Genomic DNA, 26,745 nt, shown 5'->3' with positions numbered 1-26,745 from the left:
CTCTTGAAGACGCCGCCGCGCGGCCGCTCCGGGACAGCGTCAGCCGCCCCGCCCGGCCGGACCGCGCGTCAGACCGCGCCCTTGTCGATCCACGGCTTGGCGTCCGCCGCGGTCTTGCCCGTGCAGGCCGGATTGCCCGGCTCGTCGTACGACGTGGCCCACCACTGCGTCACGTAGGTGTGCAGCCCCTGGCCTTTGTAGTTGTGCGTCACGGTCGAACCGCCCGGATAGTCCTGCGGCACCCAGGTGCCTGTGTCGCCCGCCGGCGCGACGGTCACGGTCGTCGTGGCGGTCGAAGCCGGACCGCTGCCGCCGTTGCCCGTTACCGTGAGCTGGACCGGATACGCGGTCGTGCTGCTGACCGCCGGCGCCGTCACGTTCACGCTCATGCCGCGCGACTGGTCGAACGGCAAGCCCGGTGCGCTCCACAGATAGGTCAGCACACCCGGACCCGTCGATGCCGCGCCCGACAAGGCCAGCGGTCCGCCCGCCTGGACGTTGGTCGTCCCGGTGATCACGGCAGTGACCGGCGTGGACACCGGCTTCGCTTCGAGGCACACCGTCTCGCTCGCGCTCGACGTGCCGTCGCTCACCGAAAGCTGCACGAGATAGTCGGTCACCTCGGTGACAGCCGGCATCGACGCCGCGACGCTCACCTGCGTGGAGCCGTCGAACGGCAGGCCGGGCGCGTTCCACAAGCAGGTCAGCGCATCGCCGTCAGGGTCGGACGACTGCGCACCCGACAGTTTGAACGGCGTACCCGCATCGAGCTGCACCAGCAGCTTCGCGACTGGCGGATGATCGCTGTCCGACTGCACGTCGAGTTCGAGCTTCGCGGTATCCGTGCCGCCTCGGCCGTCGTCGACCGTCAGGCTGACCGTGTACTTCGGCGCAGCGTTCGCCGGCACGGCGCCGCTCACTTCCATCGTGGTCGCGCCATCGAACGACAGGCCCGGCGCCGACCAGCGGAACGTGAGCGCGTCGCCGTCGGCATCGCTGGAACGCGCGCCCGTATAGGTCACGGTCGCGCCCGCCGCGGCCGTGGCCGGACCGTCGATGACGGCGACCGGCGGATGATTCTCGCCCGTCACGTTGATGCCCTTGAAGTAGAACGGCTCCATGTCGACATGCTCCACCTCGATCTCGTTGCCGAGACCCTCGCGCGCCGCATTGACGAGCAGGCCGTTATCCAGGTCGATGGTCCACGTGAACAGTCCGGCCAGCCCGCGCTCGCGCACGTACTCGCCCTTGGCCTTCACGGTGCGAGGCGTATCGACGGACAGGAACAGCCGCGAGTCCGGGCTGTAGAGATAGTCGGCATCGGCGATTTCGTCGGTGTAGACGTTGTAGCCGTTGATGCCCGCCTGGTTCTCGAGATCGACATAGTTGTAGATCAGGTCGTACCACTCGGTGACGCCCGACTCGAAGCTGCCGGTGGTCGTGCCCTGGCCCGGATCGTAGCTGCCCTGGAGCGGTGAGAAGCTCGCGATGTTCGCATTGCGCCCGCTGCGGCTGTAGGCGGCGTAGCCCAGCGCGACCCGCTCGAGCGGAATGCCGACGGTCTGTTCAAGATAATCGACGGCGGCATCGATGCTGAAGCCGTCGGCGTTGAACGGATGCAGGTTCGTGTGATGCGCGAGTCCCTCCGACCACGGCGTGCCGAAGAAGTCATAGGTCATCAGATTGAAGCCGTAGACGCCGGCCTCCAGCATCTTGTCCAGATGAGCGGCCTTCATCTTGTCGACGTCCGCCGACACCGCGATGCTGATCTTCACGTCCTCGCGGCCGGCCTGCTTCAGCGCCGCGCTCAGTTCGCTCACGAGGGTCGCGAAATTCGGCGCGTCGCTGGCGTCGTAGGTGTTGCCCGTGTTGCCTTCCGCGCCCGGGTATTCCCAGTCGAGATCCAGTTCGGTGAACATCGGGAAGCGCGACAGGATGTCCAGCACGCTACTGATGAACGTCTTGCGCTTGCCGGCGTCGGCGGCGACCCAGTGGAACGCCTCGCTCATGGTCCAGCCGCCGATGCTGAGCGCCATCACGAGATCCGGGTTCTTCTCGTGCAGCTTGCGCAGCCCGCCGAGCACGCCCTGCGCCTTGTTCTGATAGAACAGCTCCGTGTAACTGCCGCTGGCGGGCGTCGAGAAACCGCAGTCGATATACGAGCTCACGTCGCCCCATGCATCGACGAAGGTGGCTTCGTTCGGGCTGCACGCGAAGTCCTGCGCGGCCTGCTGGATGGGCGCGCAGTTCTCGCCCTTGTCACCGACGATCCCCAGGAAGCCGATGATGAGCTTGTCGTAGGCGAACGGATCGAGCGCCATCAGGTCGATGCCGCGGCCGCAATCCGCGTCGCCGAAATCGCCGAGGTAGCGGCCGTCGTACTGCGACCAGTCCGTGTAGTAGCCGGACACCTTCTTGTCGTTCGACTTGTAGCGGTTGTACACGCGCTTCGCCACGCGGCCGGACGTATAGCTGAAATCCTGTGTTTCCGTTTTCGGATCGTAGGCGTTCATGCCGTACTTCTTTTCGGTCGCGCCCTTCGCGCCATAGGTGTTGCCGGGATCGCCGTTGTAGACGAGCTTGCTGTTCGGGCGGCCGCCTTCGACATTGCGGTTCGTCATGACCTCGTTCGATACGGCGTGGTTCGTTGTCTTGCATGTGTTGCTCATTGCATTCCTCCTGATCCAGTATGAAAAGGTTCGTCTGCCCGGTGCGCTTCGTGCCCCGGGGTGACAGGACCATGTTCAGGAATGCAGGCGAACAATGACATGGGAAACGTGTGGAAGACTCAATGTCCGCCGCGCGTCGCCGTCGTCCACATCGACAGGCCCGTGCAGGCGGCCTGATTTCATTCGGGAACTGCAACCGCGCCTGGTCAAGCCCTGCTCGACGCCTTGAAGACACGTCTGTCGAAATGCATGCGGGTCTTCAACGCCAGGACAGCGCCATCGCCTTGGGTGTGTCCCTCCTATGTCCGTCCCTCGTGCGCAAACGTGTCAGTTCTTCCATGGTCTCCGACCCGCCTCTGTTGCTACGGTAAGCGTCTTCAACGCACGAGGACATGATGGACAACGCAAGGAGCAGCACACGATTCGACTGGCAACACGACCGCGTCTGCAGCGGTCAGGTCGCCGCCCGCATATCGGGTCAGGAAAAAGAAGTCCTGCGGCTGCTGGTGACGGCGCAGGGACGCGTGTGCGAACGCGAGGAACTGATGGATGCCATCTGGGGGCCGCGCGCCGCCTACATGGACGATCTCTATCTCACGCAGTTGGTGTATCGCGTGCGCAAGGCGCTGAAGCCCTTGGGCCTGTGCGAGCGCATCGTGACCATGCCGCGCATGGGCTATCGCTTCGATGCGGAGGGCTTGCAGCTGCAGGACCTGCCCGGTGCGGAAGGCATGGACGAGCCGCCCGCGCACCAACTGCGTGGATGGCGCGCGCTGCTGGAGAGATGTCGCCCGGCGCGGCGCGATGCCGGTGCGAACCGCGTATTGCAAGCCGCACCGTCCGTACCGGGCGGCCTGCCGGTCATTCACGCCCGGCTCGGGACCGTGACGTTCGCGGGCACGACCGGCCATCTCACCGGCTTCGAACGCGCACTGCTGGAAGCCTTCGTCGAGCAGCCCGACGTCACGCTGCGGCGTCAGGAGTTGATCGTGCGCATCTGGGGCAACGAGGAGAACATCGACGTGCACCGGCTCACGCGTCTCGTGTCCCGCTTGCGACGCTCGCTCGAACCACTGGGTCTTGCTCATCGCATCGTTCACGTGCCGGGCGTCGGCTATCGCTTCTGCGCGATGGAGCCCGCAGCGGAAGCGCACTCCGCGACGCACGGGATGGCGCGCGACGAAACATCCTGTACGCCGTCGTTGTCGGGACGGGCCGGCGTGCGGCTGCCCGGATTACCCGCGTCGGCCACACTGGCCATGGCGGTTCTGCTGACGCTCTCCAACAGCCATCCGACACCCGCGCACCAACGCGCCCTGCGCCCGGTCAGCCTGACGCGATGCGACCGGCAGGTCGTGCACGATGTCTTCGTTCGCGACGTGGCCGCGTCACTGTCGATCAAACCGCATGGCTCGATGACCGAAGCCGTGGACGACGCCTGGTGCGACGTCATCAAGGACCTGCACGCGGCCGGCTGCCGCAGCGTCAGCGACATGCCCGCGTCCTATTCCGCACACAGGCTGGGCAGCTGACATGGCGCTGCGACACTCATAAAAAAAGCCCGCGCAGGCTGTCGGGCCTGCGCGGGCGCCAGATGCCAGACCTGCGACGCGCTATGGATCAGCCGCGCACGCAGTCGACGAAGTATTCGACCCGGCCGTTGATCATCTCGCCGACCAGCCCGTGGATGTCCGTATGGAAACCGGGGAAGCGCTCGTTGAACTCGCGCGCGAAGCGCAGGTAATCGACGATCGTGCGGTTGAAGCGCTCGCCCGGGATCAGCAGCGGAATGCCCGGCGGATACGGCGTCAGCAGGATGGAGGTCACGCGCCCTTCGAGTTCGTCGATGGGCACCCGGTCGATCTCGCGGTGCGCGAGCTTGGCGAACGCTTCGGACGGCTTCATCGCCGGCTCCATGCTCGACAGGTACATCTCGGTGGTGAGGCGCGCGATGTTGTTGGCGCGGTACACGCTGTGAATCTGCTCGCACAAATCACGCAGGCCGATGCGCTCATACGACGGATGCTGCGCGACGAACTCGGGCAGCACGCGCCACAGCGGCTGGTTGTTGTCGTAGTCGTCCTTGAACTGCTGGAGTTCGGTGACCATCGAGTTCCAGCGGCCCTTGGTGATGCCGATCGTGAACATGATGAAGAACGAATACAGCCCGGTCTTCTCCACGATGATGCCGTGCTCGGCCAGATACTTCGTGACGATCGCGGCCGGAATGCCGGTCTCGCCGAATTCGCCGTCCACGTCGAGCCCCGGCGTGATGATCGTCGCCTTGATGGGGTCGAGCATGTTGAAGTTCTCGGCGAGCGCGCCGAAGCCGTGCCAGCGGTCGTTCGGCTTGAGCATCCACTCCTCGCGGTCGCCGATGCCCTCTTCCGTCAGCGCCTCGGGGCCCCAGACGGTGAAGAACCAGTCGTCGCCGTATTCGGCGTCGACCTTGCGCATCGCGCGGCGGAAGTCGATCGCCTCCGCAATCGATTCTTCCACCAGCGCCGTGCCGCCGGGCGCTTCCATCATCGCGGCGGCCACGTCGCAGGACGCGATGATCGCGTATTGCGGCGACGTGGACGTGTGCATCAGGTACGCCTCGTTGAAACGATGGCGGTCGAACGTGCTGTTCTCGCTGTCCTGCACGAGGATCTGCGACGCCTGCGAGATGCCGGCGAGCAGCTTGTGCGTGGAGTGGGTCGCGAACACGAGCGCGCCGGTGCGCGGACGGCCCGCGCCGATCGCGTGCATGTCCTGGTAGAACGAGTGGAACTCGGCGTGCGGCAGCCAGGCTTCGTCGAAATGGAGCGTGTCGAGCATGTCGCCGAGCAGGTCCTTGATCATCTCGACGTTGTAGATCACGCCGTCATAGGTGCTCTGCGTGATCGTCAGGATGCGCGGCTTGATCTTCGGGTTCTTCGCCAGCGCCTCGCGCGCGAACGGATTTGCCTCGATCTTCTTGCGGATGTTCTCCGGCTTGAACTCGTCGCGCGGAATGGGCCCGATGATGCCGAAGTGATTGCGCGTCGGCGTGAGGAACACCGGAATCGCGCCGGTCATCGTGATGGCGTGCAGGATCGACTTGTGGCAGTTGCGGTCCACCAGCACGATGTCGTCGGGCGCGACCGTCGCATGCCAGACGATCTTGTTCGACGTGGACGTGCCGTTGGTCACGAAGAACAGGTGGTCCGCGCCGAAGATGCGCGCCGCGTTGCGCTCCGAGGCCGCGACCGGGCCGGTGTGGTCGAGCAGCTGGCCCAGTTCCTCCACCGCGTTGCAGACGTCCGCGCGCAACATGTTCTCGCCGAAGAACTGGTGGAACATCTGCCCCAGCGGATTCTTCAGGAACGCGACGCCGCCCGAGTGCCCGGGACAGTGCCACGAGTACGAGCCTTCGTCCGCGTACTGCACCAGTTCCTTGAAGAACGGCGGCGCCAGCGCATCGAGATAAACCTTCGCCTCGCGGATCACGTGGCGCGCGACGAACTCCGGCGTGTCCTCGAACATGTGGATGAAGCCATGCAGTTCGCGCAGGATGTCGTTCGGCAGATGGCGCGAGGTGCGCGTTTCGCCGTACAGGAAGATGGGGATGTCGGCGTTGCGGCGGCGCACCGCCTCGATGAACGCCCGCAGCGCGACGATGGCCGAGGCCAGCTCGGGCGTGTCGCCTTCCACGACGACGTTGTCGGCGTAAGGCAGCAGTTCGTCGTCGTCGATGGACAGGATGAAGCACGACGCGCGGCTCGACTGCTGCGCGAACGCGGCCAGGTCGCCGTAGCTCGTCAGGCCGAGGACTTCGACGCCTTCCTTCTCGATCGCCTCGGCGAGCGCCCGGATGCCGGAACCCGAGATGTTCTCGGAGCGAAAGTCTTCGTCAATGATGACGACGGGAAAGCGAAACTTCATGAGGCGATTCTCCAAATGGAACGACCGCTGTCCGGGAAGCAATCCCGAAGCCAGCGGTCTTCGACCAAACGTCTGCCGTGTGCGTCTCGAAACGCGCGGCGATGATCAGGTTTTCGGCAGCGTCACGCCGTGCTGCCCTTGATATTTCCCGCCGCGATCCGCGTACGAGGTCTCGCACATTTCGTCGCTCTCGAAGAACAGGACCTGCGCGACACCTTCGTTCGCGTAGATTTTGGCAGGCAAAGGTGTCGTATTCGAGAATTCGAGCGTCACATAGCCTTCCCATTCCGGCTCGAACGGCGTCACGTTCACGATGATGCCGCAACGCGCGTAGGTGGACTTGCCGAGGCACACGGTCAGGCACGAGCGCGGAATGCGGAAATATTCCACCGTGCGGGCCAGCGCGAACGAATTCGGCGGGATGATGCAGACATCGCCCTTGAAGTCCACGAACGATTTTTCGTCGAAGGCCTTCGGGTCGACGATGGTCGAATTGATGTTGGTGAAGATCTTGAATTCGTCGGCGACGCGGATGTCGTAGCCGTAGCTCGACGTGCCGTAGCTCACGATCTTGCGGCCGTCCTCGGAGACCCGCACCTGATCGGGCACGAACGGCTCGATCATCTTGTGCTCTTCGGCCATGCGGCGAATCCACTTGTCGGACTTGATGCTCATAGGGGACGCTACTCAACGGTGAACGGCTCCGGTCTGGCGACCGCCGCCTGCTGTCAAACGAAGCCTGGCGCGCGGCGGCCTGTCCTGCCCCTGCCGCACCCGCCAGACGAAAGCGCGTATTTTACGCGATCGGGGCGCGGCGCCCGAGACACCGCGCGAGGCGCGCGCCTAGCGGCGAATCACGCCGCAGGCGAGCGCCGGTCCCACGTTGTGCGGCGCGCTCGCGTACGGGTCCATGGCCTCGCGGTGCAGCATGATGGCGCGGGAAATGACCGAGCGCACGCCGTCGAGCGAGACGTCCGTCGCCACGATGAAACCGGTTGCCGCGCCGTTCGCATCCGCGTGAATGTTGCCGAGTTCTCCCTCGAGACGGCTCGACGCGCGCCTGCGCTCCGAGGGCAGCGCGAATACCGGGCTGGTGTCCTGGTCGTTGACGGCGATGCAGTCGCCGCGCTCATGCACGGTCAGCGCGTGGTCGCTGTTGGGCGGCATGTCGGTGAGGCTGTAGGAGACTTGCACGCCGTCGGCGCGCTCGATCAGCGTGATGGTGCCGCGCGCGGCATTGCCGGGCGTCGGCTGGAGCACCGCGTCCGCGCGTTTTTCGTGGTTCTGGAAGATGAGGCCGCAGCCGCTCAGCATGAAGCTGCACGCGGCCGTCGCGATCAAGGCGTGGAGCGCCTTCCCGTCGAATCTGATTCTCATGCGATCCTCTCGGCGGCCCGCTGACGCCCTGTGCATCCACGCTGCCGCGCATCGAAGGCGACATGATACCGCGAGCCGCACCGCACAAGGCTCGCGGTGATCCGTTGCTGCGCTCCGCTCAGGTGTTCTGCACCACGATGCTCGGGAACTTCGAGCTCATGTCGCGCTGCCGGTCGGCCACCGCGATCGCGACGCGCCGTGCAATCGCGCGATACGTCTCCGCAATGCGGCTCTCCGGCTGCGACACGACAGTCGGCTGCCCGGCGTCGGTGCGTTCGCGGATGGCGATATCGAGCGGCAGCTGCCCCAGGATCTCGACGCCGTATTCCTTCGCCATGCGCTCGCCGCCGCCCGCGCCGAAGATGTGCTCTTCATGGCCGCAGTTCGAACAGATGTGCGTGCTCATGTTCTCGACGATACCGAGAATCGGAATGCCGACTTTCTCGAACATCTTCAAGCCCTTCTTGGCGTCCAGCAACGCGATGTCCTGCGGCGTCGTGACGATCACCGCGCCCGTCACCGGCACCTTCTGCGCGAGCGTCAGCTGGATGTCGCCGGTTCCGGGCGGCATGTCGATGACCAGATAATCCAGGTCCTGCCAGTTGGTCTGCCGCAGCAATTGTTCGAGCGCGGACGTGACCATCGGACCGCGCCAGACCATCGGGTTGTCCTGCTCGATCAGAAAGCCGATGGAGTTCGCCTGGATGCCGTGGCCGATCAGCGGGTTCATCGTCTGGTTGTCGGGCGACTCCGGGCGGCCCGTGATGCCGAGCATCATGGGCAGCGAGGGACCGTAGATGTCGGCGTCCAGCATGCCGACCGATGCGCCTTCCGCTGCGAGCGCCAGCGCGAGGTTCGCAGCCGTCGTGCTCTTGCCGACGCCGCCCTTGCCCGATGCCACTGCAATGATGTTCTTGACGCCCGGCAGCAGTTTCACACCGCGCTGCACGGTATGCGCCACTACCTGCGACGAAACGTCCACCTTCACGTCCGACACGCCGGCAATCTGCCGCAGCGCGCCCGCCACCTGCTCGCGGATGGTGTCGAACTGCGACTTCGCCGGATAGCCGAGCACCACGCTCACCGCGACCGTCGAGCCTTCGACGGACACGCTGCGAAAACTTTTCGTATCGACGAACTTGCGATGGGTAATCGGATCGGTCAGTGTGGCGAGTGCGGTGTCGATCTGCGCGCGATCAATGCTCATTGGGACTCCATGGAACGCTTGTTGCTCTCCGCTTGCGGCGCATTGCAACAAACTGACGAAATTGAAAGTAATTGTTATGAGCCGTTGCGCGTGGCTCGCGTGCGCTGCACTATCCCGCAGCAATTGTTTCCGGGGACGCATCGTACGGGACGCTCGGACAGCTTCCTCGTTATTGTAGAGGCTCGTCCGGAGGCCCGTTTGAAGACCCTCCCGCACTGTCGGCGCCTGCCGCCGAATGCTTGTCGATTCAAAGGAGATCAAAGATGAATACGAAGTTGATGACTCGCCTGTCCGTGCTCGCCATCGCGGGCTCCATCCTTGCCGGCTGCCAGACGCAGCAGGGCACCAACACGGCAGTCGGCACCGGCGCGGGCGCCGCGACCGGCGCGGCGATCGGCGCGATCTTCGGCGGCGGCAAGGGCGCGGCGATCGGCGCGGGCGCCGGCGCGGCGGCGGGCGGCATCGTCGGCTACAACTGGCAGGCCATCCGCAACAAGATTTCCGGCGACTCGAAGGGCACGGGCACGCAGGTGACCGAGCAGCAGGACGGTTCGCTGAAGGTGAACATTCCGAATTCGATCTCGTTCGATACGAACAGCTATGCCATCAAGCCTTCGTTCGATCCGGTGCTGAACTCGGTCACGCAGACGCTGCAGCAGCATCCGGAACTGGTGGCCAACGTCATCGGCCATACGGACAACACCGGCCAGCCGGCCTACAACCAGACGCTGTCGCAGAATCGCGCGCAGAGTGTCGCGTCGTACATCGCGACGCACGGCGTGGCGGCGCAACGTTTGTCGTCGCAGGGCATGGGCCAGAACCAGCCGATCGCCGACAACTCGACGGAAGCCGGCCGTGCCCAGAATCGTCGCGTGGAGATTTATCTGCGCGCAACGGCACAGCCGGGACAGGTACAGTAATTGGTTGATCTGAAAGGAGAATTCGCCGCGCCGAGGGCGTTGCGGCGAGGGTTGCGGCACGAATGCGCAAGCGTCTGAAAAAAATTTGAAACTTGAACGCGCGGCGCATGTCTGTCTTTACGGTAGGTGGATGGCCACGCCATCGCCTGCCATTCTCCTCTTGTCGTTGTTGCTCCGGGGCCCAATTGGACCCCGGTTTTTTTTGTGCGTACGGTTTGTGAACGCACCGGACTGATCACGCCACCGAGATTTTGAGACGCTTGCCGAGCGACAGGAACGCCGCTTCGATGGTCTCCAGCTTCGACGAATGACGCGGGTTCAGCAGGCGGTCCACTTGCGGCATGTGGACGTTGAGCCGACGCGCGAGTTCGGCCTTGCGAACGCCCTGGCGAAGCATTTCGTTCTGCAAGAGCACCTTCGAGACGACGAGCGCCGACAAGGATACGACTGGCTGGCCCTTTCCTGCCTTGGATGGCATGGGCACTTCGCGTTTTTCGTCGAAGTAAGCCTCGATTACCGTTTCGAGCGCGTCCAGTGCGTTCAAGAGGGCCTCGTCCTCGTCGTCACCGACTGAAACCGCCTCTGGAATATCCGGAAACGTGACCAGATAAGTGTTGTTGGTGTCGAGTTCCAGATTGACTGGATAAGACAGCATGATGGTGGATTCTCCGAAGAACATGGCAACCCCGCTTATTTCAATCCAAGTTGTTTCTTGATCTGCTGAACCAGCCCCGTTCCGATTTCCTTGCTGCCGTGATCGGGGAAGGAGCTGATCCTGCCGTTGAGGGTCAAGCGAAAATGGCTGCCTTTTCCCGGCTTGATTTCTACCCCTTGCTCGCGCAGCCACCTCCTGAACTCACTGTACTTCATACACTTCGATCTCCAACGTGTTCAATCGGAGCGCTGAAGATACAACACGAATGTTATCCCTCGCTAAGCGAAAAATGCAACTTTTTTGATGTACTTTGTCGATGCTGGAAAGCATCAAATCAAGGCTTGCGAGGCATGAGGCGTCTGCCCATCATCGCCCTGCTAGAATCGATCTTTCGCCGATTTGATAATCCTTGCACTTCCTCCAGGCCGCGCCTCCATGTCAGCACCGATTCCAGCCACCGCCGCCGCCGCGCCCGCCGCTTCAACGCCCGATAGCGGCCGCCGCCAGGTCCTCGTCACGTCCGCGCTCCCTTACGCGAACGGTCAGATCCACATCGGCCATATGGTCGAGTACATTCAGACGGACATCTGGGTTCGCACGCTGCGCATGCATGGCCATGAGGTCTATTACGTCGGCGCCGACGACACCCACGGCACGCCCATCATGCTGCGCGCCGAGAAGGAAGGCATCACGCCGAAACAGCTGATCGAGCGCGTGTGGAAGGAACACAAGCGCGATTTCGACAGCTTCGGCATCTCCTTCGACAACTACTACTCCACCGACGCCGAGGAAAACCGCACGCTCTGCAATTCGATCTACGCCGCGCTGCAACAGGCCGGCCTGATCGAAGCACGCGACATCGAGCAGGCCTACGATCCGGTCAAGGAAATGTTCCTGCCGGACCGCTTCATCAAGGGCCAGTGCCCGAAGTGCGGCGCCAAGGACCAGTACGGCGACAACTGCGAAGTGTGCGGTTCGACCTACCAGCCCACCGAGCTCATCAATCCGTATTCGGTCGTCTCGGGCGCCACGCCGGTCCGCAAGACCTCGACCCATTACTTCTTCCGCCTGTCCGACCCGCGCTGCGAATCGTTCCTGCGCGGCTGGGTCAGCGGGCTCGCGCAGCCGGAAGCGACCAACAAGATGCGCGAATGGCTCGGCGACAAGGGCGAGGCCAAGCTCGCCGACTGGGACATCTCGCGCGACTCGCCCTACTTCGGCTTCGAAATTCCGGGCGCGCCGGGCAAGTACTTCTACGTGTGGGTGGACGCGCCGGTCGGCTATTACGCGAGCTTCAGGAATCTTGCGGACCGTCTCGGCCTCGCGTTCGACGACTGGGTGAAGCCCGGCTCCACGACCGAGCAGTATCACTTCATCGGCAAGGACATCCTGTATTTCCACACGCTGTTCTGGCCGGCCATGCTCGAATTCTCCGGCCATCGCACGCCCACGAACGTGTTCGCGCACGGCTTCCTGACCGTCGACGGCGCCAAGATGTCGAAGTCGCGCGGCACCTTCATCACGGCGCAGAGCGTGATCGACACGGGCATCAACCCCGAGTGGCTGCGCTACTACTTCGCGGCGAAGCTGAACAGCACGATGGAAGACATCGACCTGAACCTGGAGGACTTCCAGGCGCGCGTGAACAGCGATCTGGTCGGCAAGTACGTGAACATCGCGAGCCGGGCAGCCGGCTTCCTGATCAAGCGCTTCGAAGGCCGCGTGCAGGACAGCGCGATGAACCATCCGCTGCTCGGCCAGTTGCGTGCGGCCATTCCGCAGATCGCCGGGTTCTACGAAGCCCGCGAATATGGCCGCGCGCTGCGCACGACCATGGAACTGGCTGACGCCGTCAACGCCTACGTCGATACCGCGAAGCCCTGGGATCAGGCAAAGGACCCGGCCAACAGCGTCGCGCTGCATGAAACCTGCAGCGTGAGTCTCGAAGCGTTCCGCCTGCTGTCGCTGGCGCTGAAGCCGGTGTTGCCGAAGCTCATCGAGGCCGTGGAAGCGTTCCTCGGCATCGCGCCGCTGGTGTGGACGGACGCGGCGCGGCCGCTGTCGTCGGCGAATCCGATCAACGCGTACAAGCACCTGACCACGCGCGTCGATCCGAAGCAGATCGAGGCCTTGCTCGCGGCCAACCGCGAATCGCTGCAGCCGGGCGCGGAAGCGGCCACAGCGGCGGCCGCACCGGCATCGACCGCCAAGAAGGACGCCAAGCCGAAGCAGGACCAGACGGCCCAGACGGACGAGAGCGGCATCATCTCCATCGACGATTTCGCGAAGATCGACCTGCGCATCGCGAAGATCGTCGACTGCAAGGCGGTGGAAGGCTCCGACAAGCTGCTGCAACTCACGCTCGACATCGGCGAGGAGAAGACGCGCAACGTGTTCTCCGGCATCAAGTCGGCGTATCAGCCGCAGGATCTGATCGGCAAGCTCACGGTCATGGTCGCCAATCTCGCGCCGCGCAAGATGAAGTTCGGCCTGTCCGAAGGGATGGTGCTGGCGGCGTCGGCGGCTAACGAGAAGGCGGAGCCGGGCCTCTACATCCTCGAGCCGCACAGCGGCGCGAAGCCCGGCATGCGCGTGAAGTAAGCGCGCCGCAAGGCATCGCTGCAAAGACAAAGGGCACGCGAATCGCGTGCCCTTCTTTCTTCCAGCCACGCGCTTGTGCCTGAAGAAGCTCAGTCCGCGTCTCCCGGCGGCGAGGCCTCAGTTGACGACGCCCCGGAAGCCGCCGCAGCCGAGTCCGCGGCAGACGCGACCGCCCGCGAAGACGCCCCCGACCACAACCGCGCCCACGAACTGAACCTGCGCGTGTAGGACAGATCGACGCCCTGATACGTGCCGCCATACACCGTCACGGCCCAGAAGCGCGACAGGTTGAGCGTCGCCTTGACCGCGTTGGCCGCCGATTGCAGCCCTTGCTCGTAGCCGATCACGAGGCGCTCGTTGATCGCCTTCGAGAGCAGCACGACTTGCGGATCGGTCAGGCCCACTTCGCTCGACCCCACCGTGAACTCGTCCAGCCCGACCGTCTGCGCGATCTTCGCGCCGCCCTTGCTGCCGAGCAGCGCGAGCGCGCTCGTCATCGCGCTCTGCTGGCCGACGTTGTTGCCCTGATCCGTACCGTGCCCGAACAGCAGCCACGAGAGCTTCTCGTTGTCGGGCACGCTCGGCTCGGAGATCAGCCGCGCGACCGGCGCCTGCACGGTGCCGGTCACCTGCACGCCGGCCTCGACTTCCTGATTGCGCCGCATCGCCAGGATGTTGATGCCCGGATTCGCCACCGGCCCGTTGAAGGTGAAGAAGCCGTTCTCGATGTTCAGCTTGCGCCCGAACGCGGTGTACGACGAGCCGGGCGTCGTCACGCGCACGTTGCCGACGGCGCGCAGCGGCATGTTCGGCGCGCTCGTCGCCGTGATCGAGCCGGCCAGCCCGAGATCCGCGCCCGCGCCCTTGAAGCGGAAGCGCTGGCCCAGATTGATCTCGATGTTCGCGCGCGGCGTGAACGGCCCCACCGGCTTGCCGGTCGCGGCCGTGAGCTGCTGGTTCTCGCCCTTGATGGTGCCGTCGGGGCGTTCGATCACCACGTCGTCGCCGAGCTTCGGCGCGGACGACTCCGGCAAGTCGATCAGCGCGTGATCGACGGTGAACTTGCCGTCGATCGCCATGCCGCCCTCCAGCCCCGCGTTGGCGATCTTCGCCTCGCCCGAGAGGGTGAGTTCGCGGTCCGGCGAGGCGAACAGCTCCAGCTTGTCCGCGATGATGCTCGCCGTCAGATCGGGCTGCTGCTGGTCGAGCCGCACCTTGCCGGTTGCGCGCAGCGTGCCGCTCGCGCCATGAAACTCGACGCGCTGGAAATCCACCAGATTCTCCGCCAGCGCGATCCGGATGATGCCGTCCTTCAGCTGCACGCCCTGATCGACGACCGTCGCGGAGAGGTTGTCGCCCGTCAGCGAGCCCGACAGCGTCGGCTTCGCGACGATACCCGCGATCACCAGCTTCAGCGCCATCCGGCCGCCAAGCAGATAGTTCGCGCCGAGCAGGCCGCCGGTCGTGCGCAGTTCGGGAATATTGGCGTCGACGGCGCCGGTGAGCGGCGCGTTGTCGTCGACGGTGAGCATGCCGTCGCGATTCACGAGCGGCGTGTGCACGTTCGCGTCGATCACGCCGATGCGGCTCGCCTGCGCGTGCAGCGACGCGTTGAGCCGGTTGCCGCCGGAGAAGTCCGCGCGCGCCGTGATGTCCGAGACGCCGAGCGCGGCCACGCCGCGCGTCCCGTCGATGGTCACGTCGCCGGCGCGCCGCTTGATCTGTACGTGGCCCGTCGCCGTGGTGCCGAGCGAGAAGTCCCAGTCGCCGTCGAAGACGAGGTCGGTGCGGATCGGCGGCTCCGCGCCCGTCAGTTCCTGACGCACTTCGAGCAGATGCGGCACCGACAGATTCGTCAGCGTGCCCGCCGACTGGATCCGGCCATGCTCCATCGCGAAGGACTTGAGGCTCAGCACCGCGCCTTCGGCAACCAGCCGCGTCGCGCCGAGCACGAGCCGCTGCGGCCCGTAGCTCACGGTCAGCGGCGTTTCGAGATTGACCGAGGGCGTGCCCTTGTTCGACAGCTTCGTGATCGTGCCGTCCCAGTGCGGACCGTCGGGCGCGTCGGTGAACTTGCCGTTCGCGCCGAGCGCGAGATTGACCGGCTGGCCGCGCACCTTGCCGGTCGCGGTCACGTCGAGCGTGTGATGCGCGCGCGTGCCGTTCAGGCTGGCGTCGAGATTCGCGACCTCGATGCCGTCCGTGCTCGCGTCGCGCGCCTTCAGCGTGAAGACGAGCGCGCCGTTCGCGCCGTCGCGGATATCGGCGCGGCCTTCCGCGTGGCCCAGCCGGTTGGCGCCGAACACGAGGCCATCGGCCTGATAATTCGCCGCGACGTTCGGATGCGCGATCGAGCCGGTCAGGTCGCCGTCCGCCTTGACCGTGCCGGCGATGCCGAAGCCGAGCCGTTCGAGCGCGGGCGCATCGACACGAAAGCGCAGCCGGTCGCCGGGCGCACCGAAGCTGCCGTTCAGATCGACATCGTTGCCCGCCACCGACAGCGACGCCTTGCTCGGCAACAGGCGCGTGCCCGCGACCTGCACGGTGCCCTCGCCGGTCAGCGGCAGGTTGTCGTACATGCTGTCGTTGAGCTTGAACGTGGCTTTTGCTGTCAGCGTCGGCGCGAGCGTGCCGGCGGCGGCAAGCGTGCCGTTCACGCGCGCTTCCACTGGCCGCGCGGCCGGCACGGGTTTCTTCGCGGCGCCCTTCTTCACCGGCGCGGGCTTCTGCGCGATCAGTTGCTGTTGCAGCAGCAGCGGATTGAAGTCGACGAACTTCGCCTTCAGGTCATAGCTGGAGTTCGCGTCCTTCTTCAGCACGCCGTTCGCCTCGACGCGGCCACGGCCCACCGTCAGCTTCACTTCGTCGAGCGTGGTTTGCTGCGGGTCGAGCCTGACCTTGGCCTGGGCGCGAATGGTCGCTTTCGGATCGTTGAGGTCGGCGCTGATGCTCTGCTTGTCGCCGTCCAGCACGATGCCGATGGGACCGGAGAAATCGGTGGGACGCAGGGTCGGTTCGATCGCGTTGAGGTCGAGCTTCGCCACTTTCAGGTCGAACTTGCCCTTGCCGCCCGCCAGCGATCCGCTGCCGGTCACGGTCGCGTTCTTCAGGAGCCGCACGTCAAGGTTCGTGATGGTCTGCGCGGAGGCGTCGAGCCGGACGTCGGCGTGCGCGTCGATGAGCGGCAGCAGCTTCTTGTCGATGGAACCCGGCTTCGCGTTGACGATCGACACCGGGCCGCTCACGACGAAGCCCTTCGCATCCGCGCCTTCGACCGGTTTCACTTCGGCGCGCACGGCCAGGTCCGCCTCGGGCGCCGCCGGGCTGAAGGCCTGCGGATTCACGTGATCGAAGGTGACAAGCGCGGACTTGAGCGGCACGTCGGCGAACGGCAGCGCTTCGACGTGCGCCCGGCCGTTCAGCTTCATGCCGCTGGCGTCGACATCGGCGATCAGGTCTTCGAGCGAGCCCGACAGCCGCGCGCTGACCGTCACCGCCTCATTGGCGACCTTGCCGGAATACCCGGCGTCGCCCGACAGCGGGAAAGGCCGCGCGCCGCCGTCGAGCTTGAGCGCCGCCGTCACCGCGCCGAACGGGGTATCGAGCCGCTGCACAGTCGCCTGGTGATGCTGGCCGTCGCTGCGGCCGCTGACGAGCAGGCGCGAGAACTCGGTGGTCGTCGTGCCCTGGTGCAGGCGCAGCTTATCCAGCGACACATCGTTGATGACGAGCTGGATCGGAATGCGCAGATCCTTCGGCAATTCCGTCTTCTTGCTGGGCTCATTCGACGGCGCAATGCGCGCATCGACCGTCCCCACGTGCAGATAATCGATCGTGAAACGCAGCGGCTCGCGCGTCAGCGCCCAGCGGCCCGAGACGCTGTCCACCGCGATGTCCGTCCCCTTGCCGTCCCTCCAGTGGACGTCGCGCAGGCGCAGGCCGGTGGCGATCGCGCCGCCGTCGAGCGTGCCGGTCAGTTGCCCCTTGAGCAGCGACGTGGCCGCGTTCCATGCATAGCGCGTACCGCGCTCGGTGTTCAGCACGTACAGGACCGTGCCGATCGCCAGCCCCGCGATCAGCAGCACGACCAGCACCAGCACGCCGAGCCAGCGCGCGAGCCGCCGCGCGGCGCTACCGCGAGGCGGAGGCGGAGGCGGCGGCGCAGAAGCGCCCGCGCCGGCTTCGTTGCCGGGCGGCGGGGCTTCAGCGTCGCGGTGCGGGGTCGGCTCGGTCATGCGGGTTCACGGTTCCGTATCAAGGTTCTCATGCGCGTCAGAAGGCGATGCCGAGCGTCAGGTACGGCTTGATGCTCTTGTTCTTCAGGCCATATGCCAGATCGACATTGACCGGCCCGACCGGACTGCGCCAGCGCACGCCGACGCCCACACCCGGCTCGAACACGCGCTCGCTCCAGGTATCGGCGGCCGCGCCGATATCGAAAAACATCGCGCCGCCCCAGTCATGCGTGAACCAGTGCTGATATTCACTGCTGCCCGTCATCATGTATTTGGTGGGCAGGATCGAACCGGCCACGTTGTTGCCGATGCTCAGATAGCTGTAGCCACGGACCGAGTTCGCGCCGCCCGCGCGGAACAGCAGCGACGCCGGCACGCCGCTCGACGGCCCGCTCGTGAAGACGCAGCCGAACTCCGCGCGGAACACCAGCAGATCGTTCTTGCCGAGCGGCACGAACTGGAGCGCGTTGGTATAGAGCCGTGCGAAGGTCTGGTCGGTCATCGCGCCCTTCACCGCAAAGCCCGCTTCGGCGCGAATGATGTTGCCGCGGCGGGGAAACAGCGGATCGTCGACATTGCGGCGCACCCAGCTCCACGCCGGCACGAGCGCGCGCGCCGTCGACGGGTTGGGCTCGTTCTGCGTCAGGCGGTCGTCGTAGAAGGTGAGCGAGAAAGTCGTGTCGATGTTCTGCCGCGAACGCGAGCGCTGCACGCCCACCCGGCCGCTGTAGATGTTCGTGCTGGAGACATCGGTGATCGTGTACGAGCCGAACACGGCGTTGACCCAGCCATGTCCGTCGGGCGGCATCGCGAGCTGCACGCGTCCATACTGCTGCGTCTGATCCAGGCGGCCGGAAATGGTGAACGGATACGCGGCGTTGAAGGTGTTCAGGTAGCTGTAGGCGCCCTGGATGTGGAAACCGGTGTCGGTCGCGTAGCCGACGCCATAGCGAATGCTGTTGTACGGATACTCGGACACCTTCAGGTGCAGCGGCGTGTCCTGGGGCTTGTTCACGTCATTGTCGACGTCGATGGCCACGCTCGCGTAGTACGGCGTGTTCTGCACCTGGCGCTGGAGTTCGTTGATGCGGGCGACGTCGTAGACTTCGCCGGGCTGGATCGGATTCACGTGATCGACGATCCACGCCGGATACCGCCGCGTGCCGCTCACGTCAAGCTTGCCGAGCGTGAAGGTCGGACCGCTGTCGAAGGTGACGGAGAGATCGGCGAGATGCGCGCGCGGATTGATGCGCGCCTGCGAACGCACGATCTTCGCGCCGAGGTAGCGTTTCGATTGCAGCGCGCGCAGCGCGGCGTTCTTCGCGTCGTCCCAGCCGCCCTGCGTGAACGGATCGCCTTCGTTGACCGAGAACGCGAAGCGCGCCGCGTTCTCCTGCGCGCGGTCCTCGGTGGTCACCGCGCCCTTGAAGATGAGCTGCACCGAAGCCACCCGCGTGCGCGGCCCGGGATCGACGCTGATCTTGACGCTGCGCTTGCCGTCCTCGCTCGCGACGTCGGTGCGCACGACCGGCGAGAAATAGCCTTCCGTCGCGACGAGATCGCGTACATCCTTCGGCGCGGCCGTGATGAGGAACTGGATCTGGTCGTCGCTGACGTCGTCGCGCTTGGCGAAGCGGGACAGGTCGAGATTGTCCTTGAGCAGCTTCTTGATGCTGCGCGGCGCGTCGATATCGACGTCGTATTTCGCGAAAGCCGGAGTCGCAAAGCCAAACACGCCCAGCACGCCGCACGCGAGGAACGCGGCGAGCACGGCGGGAAAGCGCCTCGGGCACAACGGCTTGACGCGCAGCGCGCGCAGCGGATCAAACGAACGCCCCGCCAAACGTGACCTCCGGCATCGGGATGACTTGGATTTGAAAGGATGGCAACCGAGCGTGCAGCCTCCGCGTCGTCAGGCTTGCGCGGCGCGGCGGCAGGTTCCGGCGGCGCAGGCGCTATTTCACCACACTGGCGCAGGCCGGCGGCGCATTGCGGGCGGCGAAACGGCACGGACGAGCGCGTTCCGCCTGCCGTTCCACCTGCCGTTTCGCCTGACAGGCGCGCCGGTTGGACGGCACACGGCGCGCGGGGTTCCGCGAATCACGTACGGACGTGCATCTTTCAGCGAGCGGCGTCGGCAGCGCAGGCTTGCGGTAAAATTGCGGCGCGCGGGCAGGAGCGGGCCACAGAGCCGCTTCAAGGAAGGCCACACCGCACCGCGCATCGAACCCCGCATCGACTCAACGGACAACGGAAGCCGGATCATGTACCAGTCGGACATCACCCAGTTCATCAATCAGCTGAAAGAGCAGAAGCCCACGCTGGAAGCCGAGCAACGCCGCGGCCGCGCGCTTTTGTGGGACAAGCAGCCGATCGACCTCGACGAGCGCGGCGAGCAGCAGCAATCGCGCGTGCAGCAGACGCCCTACGTCTACTACCAGAACTTCTGAACGTGAGCGCAGCCGGCCACGAGCCGCCTTCGGCGCCCGAAGCGCGCCGTGAAGGCGCACGGGAAGACCGGGCGGTCGCGCTCGCCGCCCCCGCCACCGATTCGACGCCCGACACCATCGACGGCGTCGCGATCGCGCATCTGTACGGCGAACCGCTGTGGAAGCTCCCCACGGATCTCTACATCCCGCCCGATGCGCTCGAAATCTTCCTCGAAGCCTTCGAAGGCCCGCTGGACCTGCTGCTCTACCTGATCCGCAAGCAGAATTTCAACGTGCTCGACATCCCGATGACGGATGTCACCGCGCAATACCTGGGCTACGTCGACCAGATCCGCGAATCGAATCTGGAGCTTGCCTCCGAATACCTGCTGATGGCCGCGATGCTGATCGAGATCAAGTCGCGCATGCTGCTGCCGGTCAAGAAGGCCGACACCGGCGAGGAAGCCGAGGATCCGCGCGCCGAACTCGTGCGGCGCCTGCTCGAATACGAGCAGATGAAACTCGCGGCGCAGCGCATTGACCAGTTGCCGCAGCTCGGGCGCGACTTCCTGCGTGCCGACATTCATATCGAACAGGCGGCGGAGCAGCGCTTCCCGGACGTCGACATGAACGACCTGCGCGCCGCCTGGGCCGACGTCATCAAGCGCGCGAAACTCGTCCAGCATCACAAGATCTCGCGCGAGGAGCTGTCCGTGCGCGAGCACATGAGCGTGATCCTGCGACGCCTGCAGACCGCGCGCTTCATGGAGTTCACGGAACTCTTCGACACCTCCCGCGGCGTGCCGGTGGTCGTGGTGAACTTCATCGCGATGCTGGAGCTGTCGCGCGAATCCTTGATCGAGATCACGCAGGCCGAGCCGTATGCGCCGATCTACGTCAGACTCGCGTACGCTCCCGCCTGACACCGCTCACCCCTTGGCTTGTTCAGACGCGGCCGCATCGAGGCCGTGCCGACAGGAGACACCCGCTCGATGAAAGTCATCAGCTCCATTCATGAACTGCGCGACCAGTTGCGCGGCCAGAACCGCACCGCCTTCGTGCCGACGATGGGCAACCTCCACGAAGGCCATCTCTCGCTGATGCGTCTCGCGCGCCAGCACGGCGACCCGGTCGTGGCCAGCATCTTCGTGAACCGCCTGCAGTTCGGCCCGAACGAGGACTTCGACAAGTATCCGCGCACGCTGCAGGACGACATCGAAAAGCTGCAGAAGGAAAACGTCTACGTGCTCTTCGCGCCGACCGAGAAGGACATGTATCCGCAGCCGCAGGAGTATCGCGTGCATCCGCCGCACAATCTCGGCGACATTCTCGAAGGCGAATTCCGCCCCGGCTTCTTCACCGGCGTGTGCACGGTGGTGATGAAGCTGATGTCGTGCGTGCAGCCGCGCGTCGCGGTGTTCGGCAAGAAGGACTATCAGCAGTTGATGATCGTGCGCGCCATGTGCAACCAGTTCGCGCTGCCCACGGAAATTGTCGCGGCCGAGACCGTGCGCGAGGACAACGGGCTGGCGCTCAGTTCGCGCAACCGCTTTCTCTCGGACGCCGAGCGCGCCGAGGCGCCGCAGCTCGCCGCGCAGTTGCAGCGCGTGCGCGAGGCCGTGCTGTCGGGCAATCGCGATATCGCCGCGCTCGAGCGCGAAGCGATGAACGCGCTCGCCGGACGCGGCTGGAAGCCCGACTACATCAGCGTGCGCAAGCGCGTCGACCTGCTGCCGCCGGGCGAGGCGGACGCGGATGCGCCGCTCGTCGTGCTGGCGGCGGCGAAGCTCGGCGCGACGCGTCTGATCGACAATCTGGAAATCTGAAGTATTTCAAGCATCTGAAGGAAGAGGAAAGAAGCACCATGCAGCGCACCTTGCTGAAATCGAAAATCCACCGCGCGACGGTCACGCATTGCGAGCTTCACTACGAAGGTTCGTGCGCGATCGACGAAGACCTGCTCGACGCCGCCAACCTGATGGAGAACGAGCAGATCGACATCTGGAACGTGAACAACGGCGAGCGCCTGACCACGTATGCGATCAAGGGCGAACGCGGCAGCGGCATGATTTCGCTGAACGGCTCGGCCGCGCGGCGGGCGCAACTGGGCGATCTGGTGATCATCGCGGCGTTCGCGCAGGTGGACGAGGAAGAGATCAAGGCAGGCTGGAAACCGGATCTCGTGTTCGTCGACGAGAAGAACTGCATCAAGGGCAGCCGGGATCACGTGCCGGTGCAGAGCTGGACGTAGGGGAAGCGCGTCTCCGCGCCTTGCTGGCGGGGCGCAACGCCGAAATAGCCGTATAGCAGCTAAAACGGATTGAGCTGCTATGCGGCTAAATCCGGGCAAACGGGCCGATTTGATCGCATTCGCCGTTGCCCCGCCCTGAAAAACCTCCGACCGCTAATCAGGCTCGCCTCCTACTTCTTCCCCGCCCACTCCACGATCGGCGCCCACTGCTCCAGATCCTTCTCGACCCGGCTCTTCGCCACGTCCCACACCGTCAAGCCGTGCGCGGCGAGCTGCACGTAGTTCTGCGTGTCGCGCAGGAAGCCGAGCACCGGCAGCTCCAGCCCCTCGACGAAACGATGCAGTTGCTCCGCCGAGCGCGTGCGTGCATCGACCCGCATGCCCACCACGCCAATCTCGATCGCGCCCTTGCGCACCGCCTTTTCCTTCGCCAGACGGGTGAGGAAGTCCTGGGTGGCGAGGATGTCGAACATCGACGGCTGCAGCGGCACGATCACCTTGTCCGCCAGTTCCAGCGCCAGCGCGAGGCGGTTGCCGTGCACGCCGGCGGGCGTATCGACGACGGCTTTTTCCAGACCTTTGGGCGGCTTCGCCGGGGAATCGACATCGACGCCCCATTCCTCGATCTTCGGCAAGGTGTCCACCCGTAGCGAAAGCCACGCGTGGGAGGAGCGCTGCTTGTCGAGATCGGCGAGCGCCACCCATTCGCCCTGCGCTGCGAAATAGCCTGCCAGATTGGTCGCGAGCGTACTCTTGCCTACGCCGCCCTTCGGATTTGCCACCACGATCACGGTCATGAAAGGTCCCGGAGAAAGTTCGGCGCGCCGCCCGGACGAGGCCGGACGACACGCGTTTTCGTCTTTATTGAATGAAATTCCTGGCGGATGCCTGTTTCGAGCGTTGATATTATCGGCAAAAGCGCGACATCCAGCATGTCGTCCGAACGGCCGGGACGATGACTCCCGTCTGTCGTCCCGCTTCCGACCTTCCCATCACCCTCACCGGAACCGCCCACGCCCATGACTTCGCTCCGCCCCGATGTGACGCTCGACTACCTGCGCAATCGTCAGAAAGGCCGCCTGCCCGATCTGCTGGGCGTGCAACTGCTTTCCCTCGATCAGGGCCGCCTGAGCGGAGAACTCGCCATCCGGCCGGAACTGCTCGCGCCCAATGGCTTCCTGCACGCCGCGACCGTGGTCGGCCTCGCGGACACCTGCTGCGGCTATGCGTGCATCGCGCATTTGCCCGAGAACGCGCAGAACTTCACCACGCTCGAATTGAAGAGCAATCATGTCTCGACGGCGCGCGAAGGCAAGATCGTCGCGGCCGCCACGGCGGTGCACCTCGGGCGCAGCACGCAGGTCTGGGACGCAACGGTGACGAACGGCGACGGCAAGCTCATCGCCCTGTTCCGCTGCACGCAGATGATTCTCTACTGATGCCGAGGCCGATGCGGCGGCCCGAACGCCGCCTGTAGCGCGCCCAGGTCGAGCGCCTGGGCGAACGAATCGGCCAGACGATCCAGCGACGCCTCGCGCAGCGCCGGATAGTCGAGCGCCTGCGCGTCCTGCACACCCGCCCACGCGAGCAGGGCCGCGCAGGCTTTGGGGGTATCGAACACGCCGTGCAGGTAGGTTGCGGCGATCTGGCCATCGGCGGACACAGCGCCGTCGCAGCGCCCGCCCTCGAGGGCGACCAGCGGCCGGGCCAGCGCCGCGCCGTGCGTGCGGCCCATGTGGATCTCGTAGCCGCGCACGGGCGCGTCCGCCGCGCCGACCGTCAACTGCCCGGTCACGTTCTCCAGTTGCTTGTGCGGCGTCAGCACGGTGGCGAGTTCGAGCAAGCCGAGCCCGTCCACACATCCGGCGGCGCCTTCCACGCCGTCCGGATCGTCGATTTGCCGTCCGAGCATCTGCATCCCGCCGCAGATGCCGAGCACCTTGCCGCCGTAGCGCAGATGCCGCTCGATCGCGCGGTCCCAGCCGTGTTCGCGCAACCAGGCGAGATCGCGCTGCACGCTCTTCGAGCCGGGCAACACGATGAGATCCGCCGGCGGCGGCGCGACGCCCGCGCGAATGTAGCTGAAATCGACCTGCGGGTGCGCCCGCAGCGCATCGAAGTCCGTGTGATTGCTGATGCGCGGCAACGCCGGCACGATCACCTTCAGCGCCGGCGCACTGCCGCGCGCGTGCGGCTGGCTCGGCAGCATGTCTTCGGCATCGAGCGTGAGGCCGTGCAGAAACGGCAGCACGCCGAACACCGGCTTGCCCGTCTGCGCTTCGAGCCAGTCGAGGCCGGGCTGCAGCAAGCCGATATCGCCGCGAAACCGGTTGATGACGAAGCCGCGCACGCGCGCGCGCTCGCTCTCCGAAAGACACGCGAGCGTGCCGACGAGATGCGCGAACACGCCGCCGCGATCGATGTCGGCCACCAGCACGACCGGGCAGTCGACCCGCTCCGCAAAGCCCATGTTGGCGATGTCGTTGTCGCGCAGGTTGATTTCCGCCGGGCTGCCCGCGCCTTCGACGATCACCGCGTCGAACTCGTTGCACAGGCGCGCGTGGGAAGCGAGCACCGCGTCCAGCGCGATGCGCTTGAAGTCGTGATAGGCGCGCGCGTCGAGATTGGCGTGCGCATGGCCGTGGATGATGACCTGCGCGCCCCGGTCGCTGGTCGGCTTGAGCAGCACCGGATTGAAGTCGATGCGCGCCGGCACGCCCGCCGCGATGGCCTGCAACGCCTGCGCGCGGCCGATCTCGCCGCCGTCCACCGTGACCGCGCTGTTCAGCGCCATGTTCTGCGGCTTGAACGGCGCGACCCGCACGCCCCCACGCCGGGCGAGACGGCACAGGCCCGCAACGAGCGTGCTCTTGCCGGCATCGGAGGTGGTGCCCTGGATCATCAGCGTGCCGCGAGGCGTGAAAGACATACCGGCTACATCCTGTGACGAATGACGCGCTATCTTAGCCCGTCAGTACAATGGCGCGATGACCCCGGATCTCACTTTCATCCTCGGCGGCGCGCGCTCCGGCAAGAGCGCGCACGCCGAACGCCTCGCCGACGGCAGCGGACTGCCGGTCACCTATATCGCGACCGCGCGCATCGGCGACGCCGAGTTCGAGCAACGCGTGCAACTGCATCGCGAACGCCGGCCGGCGCACTGGCCGCTGGTCGAAGCGCCGTTCGATCTGGCGCGCGCGCTGCGCAAGGCGGATCGCGCGGATGGCTGCGTGCTGATCGATTGCCTCACGTTGTGGCTTGCCAACCTGCTGTTCTCGTCCGACAACGACGGCGACGACATCGCCGTATTACCCGAGCGCGCCCAGGCCGCCCTCGCCGACTTCGACGCCGCATTGGCCGAGGTGCGCGGCAAGGTCATCGTCGTCAGCAACGAGATCGGGCTGGGCGTCGTGCCGCTCGGCTCGGTCACGCGTCTCTATGTGGACGAGCTGGGGCGGCTGAACCAGCGCGTCGCCGCCGCCAGCACACGCGCCGTGCTGATGGCCGCGGGCTTGCCGCTCGTGCTCAAGGGCTGACGGAGGAATCGCTACGATGTTGCTGCTCTCCGTCTACGCCATGGCCTTGCTGGCGGTGCTTGGCGTGATCGTCGACCGGTTGTTCGGCGAACCGCGTGCGCGGCATCCGCTGGTCGGCTTCGGCCAGCTCGCGACGAAGCTCGAAGCGCGCATGAACACCGGTTTCCGCGCCCGGCCCGCGGGCATGCTCGCGTGGTTCGCGCTGGTGGCGCCGCCGGTTGCCGTCGCGTGGCTGCTGGTCAGCGTGCTGCCGTTCGCCTACGCGAGTCTCGTGCACGTGCTGCTGCTCTGGTTCGCGCTCGGCGCAAAGAGTCTGCGCCAGCACATCGCGCCGATTGCACGCGCGCTGAGTTTCGGCGACCTCGACCGCGCCCGCGCGCTGACGGCGCGCATCGTGTCGCGCGATACCTCGCAGGCCGATGAAAACGCCCTCTCGCGCGCGGCGGTCGAATCGGCGCTGGAAAACGGCAACGATGCGATCTTCGGCGCGCTGTTCTGGTTCGCGGTCGCGGGCGGACCGGGCGCGCTGATGTTCCGGCTCGCCAATACGCTCGACGCGATGTGGGGCTATCGCACGCCGCGCTTCCTGCGCTTCGGCTGGGCGGCCGCACGCTTCGACGACGTGCTCAACTTCATTCCCGCGCGCCTGACGGCCGCGAGCTATGCGCTCGCCGGCGACACGCACATGGCCTGGCACTGCTGGCGCACCCAGGCGCGTTCCTGGGACAGCCCGAACGCCGGCCCGGTGATGGCCGCGGGCGCGGGCAGCCTGAACGTGCTGATCGGCGGCGCGGCGGTGTATCACGGCAAGCTGGAGGCGCGGCCGACGCTCGGCGCGGGGCACAGCGCGAATCCGAAGCATGTGGTCGCGGCATTGCGGCTGGTCGAGCGGGCGACCTTGATGTGGCTCGCGGTGCTGCTGGTGCTCGCCGTCGCGAGCGTGACGACGGGCGGCTGAC

The 26,745-nt window shown here is 65.6% G+C and carries 21 protein-coding genes; 10 read left to right on the top strand and 11 right to left on the bottom strand.

Features of this window, described 5'->3' with window-relative positions:
* Window positions 1–68 precede the first annotated feature (68 nt).
* Window positions 69–2,669: a glycosyl hydrolase family 18 protein gene (locus QCE69_RS03140; RefSeq protein WP_309929426.1), complete on the bottom strand. Its 2,601-nt coding sequence runs from the start codon at window positions 2,667–2,669 to the stop codon at window positions 69–71.
* Between the two features lie 395 nt (window positions 2,670–3,064).
* On the opposite strand from QCE69_RS03140, the gene QCE69_RS03135 reads away from it, so the two are divergent.
* Window positions 3,065–4,201 (top strand): winged helix-turn-helix domain-containing protein, encoded by a 1,137-nt coding sequence (locus tag QCE69_RS03135; RefSeq protein ID WP_309929425.1) that lies wholly within the window; start codon window positions 3,065–3,067, stop codon window positions 4,199–4,201.
* A gap of 88 nt (window positions 4,202–4,289) precedes the next feature.
* Here QCE69_RS03135 and QCE69_RS03130 read toward each other — a convergent pair whose 3' ends face one another.
* The 4 genes from QCE69_RS03130 to apbC form a co-directional block, all read right to left on the bottom strand.
* A complete protein-coding gene (locus QCE69_RS03130) occupies window positions 4,290–6,575 on the bottom strand; it encodes an arginine/lysine/ornithine decarboxylase (RefSeq protein ID WP_309914367.1) in 2,286 nt (761 codons plus the stop codon).
* 105 nt (window positions 6,576–6,680) lie between these two features.
* Window positions 6,681–7,250 carry a dCTP deaminase gene (dcd, locus tag QCE69_RS03125; RefSeq protein ID WP_309914366.1) on the bottom strand — a complete coding sequence of 190 codons (570 nt, stop codon included), beginning with the start codon at window positions 7,248–7,250 and terminating at the stop codon, window positions 6,681–6,683.
* Window positions 7,251–7,418: 168 nt separating this feature from the next.
* The gene (locus QCE69_RS03120) at window positions 7,419–7,952 is read right to left on the bottom strand and encodes a superoxide dismutase family protein (RefSeq protein ID WP_309929424.1); all 534 of its coding nucleotides are present in this window, start codon (window positions 7,950–7,952) and stop codon (window positions 7,419–7,421) included.
* 118 nt (window positions 7,953–8,070) lie between these two features.
* Window positions 8,071–9,159 (bottom strand): iron-sulfur cluster carrier protein ApbC, encoded by a 1,089-nt coding sequence (apbC, locus tag QCE69_RS03115; RefSeq protein WP_309929423.1) that lies wholly within the window; start codon window positions 9,157–9,159, stop codon window positions 8,071–8,073.
* A gap of 263 nt (window positions 9,160–9,422) precedes the next feature.
* Between apbC and QCE69_RS03110 the strand changes: the two genes are divergently transcribed.
* Window positions 9,423–10,079: an OmpA family protein gene (locus tag QCE69_RS03110; RefSeq protein WP_309914358.1), complete on the top strand. Its 657-nt coding sequence runs from the start codon at window positions 9,423–9,425 to the stop codon at window positions 10,077–10,079.
* A 235-nt stretch (window positions 10,080–10,314) separates the two neighbouring features.
* Here QCE69_RS03110 and QCE69_RS03105 read toward each other — a convergent pair whose 3' ends face one another.
* Together QCE69_RS03105 and QCE69_RS03100 are read right to left on the bottom strand one after the other, a co-directional pair.
* Complete coding sequence (locus QCE69_RS03105) at window positions 10,315–10,734, bottom strand: type II toxin-antitoxin system HicB family antitoxin (RefSeq protein WP_309929422.1); 420 nt, start codon at window positions 10,732–10,734, stop codon at window positions 10,315–10,317.
* A 35-nt stretch (window positions 10,735–10,769) separates the two neighbouring features.
* Complete coding sequence (locus tag QCE69_RS03100; protein WP_309929419.1) at window positions 10,770–10,949, bottom strand: type II toxin-antitoxin system HicA family toxin; 180 nt, start codon at window positions 10,947–10,949, stop codon at window positions 10,770–10,772.
* Window positions 10,950–11,169: 220 nt separating this feature from the next.
* On the opposite strand from QCE69_RS03100, the gene metG reads away from it, so the two are divergent.
* Window positions 11,170–13,335 (top strand): methionine--tRNA ligase, encoded by a 2,166-nt coding sequence (gene metG / locus QCE69_RS03095; protein WP_309929418.1) that lies wholly within the window; start codon window positions 11,170–11,172, stop codon window positions 13,333–13,335.
* A gap of 89 nt (window positions 13,336–13,424) precedes the next feature.
* Here the strand turns inward: metG and QCE69_RS03090 are convergent, their stop codons facing one another.
* Both QCE69_RS03090 and QCE69_RS03085 read right to left on the bottom strand, forming a co-directional pair.
* A complete protein-coding gene (locus QCE69_RS03090) occupies window positions 13,425–17,570 on the bottom strand; it encodes a translocation/assembly module TamB domain-containing protein (RefSeq protein WP_309929414.1) in 4,146 nt (1,381 codons plus the stop codon).
* Window positions 17,571–17,607: 37 nt separating this feature from the next.
* A complete protein-coding gene (locus tag QCE69_RS03085; protein WP_309929413.1) occupies window positions 17,608–19,413 on the bottom strand; it encodes an autotransporter assembly complex family protein in 1,806 nt (601 codons plus the stop codon).
* A gap of 418 nt (window positions 19,414–19,831) precedes the next feature.
* Between QCE69_RS03085 and QCE69_RS03080 the strand changes: the two genes are divergently transcribed.
* The 4 genes from QCE69_RS03080 to panD all read left to right on the top strand — a co-directional run bounded on the left by QCE69_RS03080 (window position 19,832) and on the right by panD (window position 22,250).
* Window positions 19,832–20,020, top strand: coding sequence for a DUF3460 family protein (locus QCE69_RS03080; RefSeq protein WP_309811417.1), 189 nt, complete (start codon window positions 19,832–19,834; stop codon window positions 20,018–20,020).
* A 116-nt stretch (window positions 20,021–20,136) separates the two neighbouring features.
* The gene (locus QCE69_RS03075) at window positions 20,137–20,922 is read left to right on the top strand and encodes a ScpA family protein (RefSeq protein ID WP_309919587.1); all 786 of its coding nucleotides are present in this window, start codon (window positions 20,137–20,139) and stop codon (window positions 20,920–20,922) included.
* Between the two features lie 69 nt (window positions 20,923–20,991).
* The gene (gene panC, locus QCE69_RS03070; protein ID WP_309914340.1) at window positions 20,992–21,825 is read left to right on the top strand and encodes a pantoate--beta-alanine ligase; all 834 of its coding nucleotides are present in this window, start codon (window positions 20,992–20,994) and stop codon (window positions 21,823–21,825) included.
* Window positions 21,826–21,863: 38 nt separating this feature from the next.
* Complete coding sequence (gene panD / locus QCE69_RS03065; RefSeq protein ID WP_309929409.1) at window positions 21,864–22,250, top strand: aspartate 1-decarboxylase; 387 nt, start codon at window positions 21,864–21,866, stop codon at window positions 22,248–22,250.
* A gap of 170 nt (window positions 22,251–22,420) precedes the next feature.
* Here panD and QCE69_RS03060 read toward each other — a convergent pair whose 3' ends face one another.
* Complete coding sequence (locus QCE69_RS03060; RefSeq protein ID WP_309914332.1) at window positions 22,421–23,047, bottom strand: ParA family protein; 627 nt, start codon at window positions 23,045–23,047, stop codon at window positions 22,421–22,423.
* A gap of 222 nt (window positions 23,048–23,269) precedes the next feature.
* Between QCE69_RS03060 and QCE69_RS03055 the strand changes: the two genes are divergently transcribed.
* The gene (locus QCE69_RS03055; RefSeq protein ID WP_309914330.1) at window positions 23,270–23,689 is read left to right on the top strand and encodes a PaaI family thioesterase; all 420 of its coding nucleotides are present in this window, start codon (window positions 23,270–23,272) and stop codon (window positions 23,687–23,689) included.
* On the opposite strand, the gene QCE69_RS03050 is transcribed toward QCE69_RS03055, so the two are convergent.
* Window positions 23,683–25,179, bottom strand: a complete 1,497-nt coding sequence (locus tag QCE69_RS03050) for a cobyric acid synthase (RefSeq protein ID WP_309929405.1) — start codon at window positions 25,177–25,179, stop codon at window positions 23,683–23,685. The two genes, QCE69_RS03055 and QCE69_RS03050, sit on opposite strands and share 7 nt — an antisense overlap.
* Before the next feature lie 58 nt (window positions 25,180–25,237).
* Here QCE69_RS03050 and cobU point away from each other — a divergent pair, with 58 nt between their 5' ends.
* Both cobU and cbiB read left to right on the top strand, forming a co-directional pair.
* On the top strand, window positions 25,238–25,786 hold the full coding sequence (gene cobU, locus QCE69_RS03045; RefSeq protein WP_309929402.1) for a bifunctional adenosylcobinamide kinase/adenosylcobinamide-phosphate guanylyltransferase: 549 nt from the start codon (window positions 25,238–25,240) through the stop codon (window positions 25,784–25,786).
* A 16-nt stretch (window positions 25,787–25,802) separates the two neighbouring features.
* Window positions 25,803–26,744: an adenosylcobinamide-phosphate synthase CbiB gene (gene cbiB / locus QCE69_RS03040; protein ID WP_309807520.1), complete on the top strand. Its 942-nt coding sequence runs from the start codon at window positions 25,803–25,805 to the stop codon at window positions 26,742–26,744.
* The last annotated feature ends 1 nt before the right edge of the window (window position 26,745 follow it).

The sequence above is a fragment of the Caballeronia sp. LZ032 genome (genome assembly GCF_031451315.1).
Classification (GTDB): domain Bacteria; phylum Pseudomonadota; class Gammaproteobacteria; order Burkholderiales; family Burkholderiaceae; genus Caballeronia.
The sequence above is the reverse complement of the archived record's forward strand: the minus strand, read 5'-3'. Positions and strand labels throughout refer to the sequence as shown.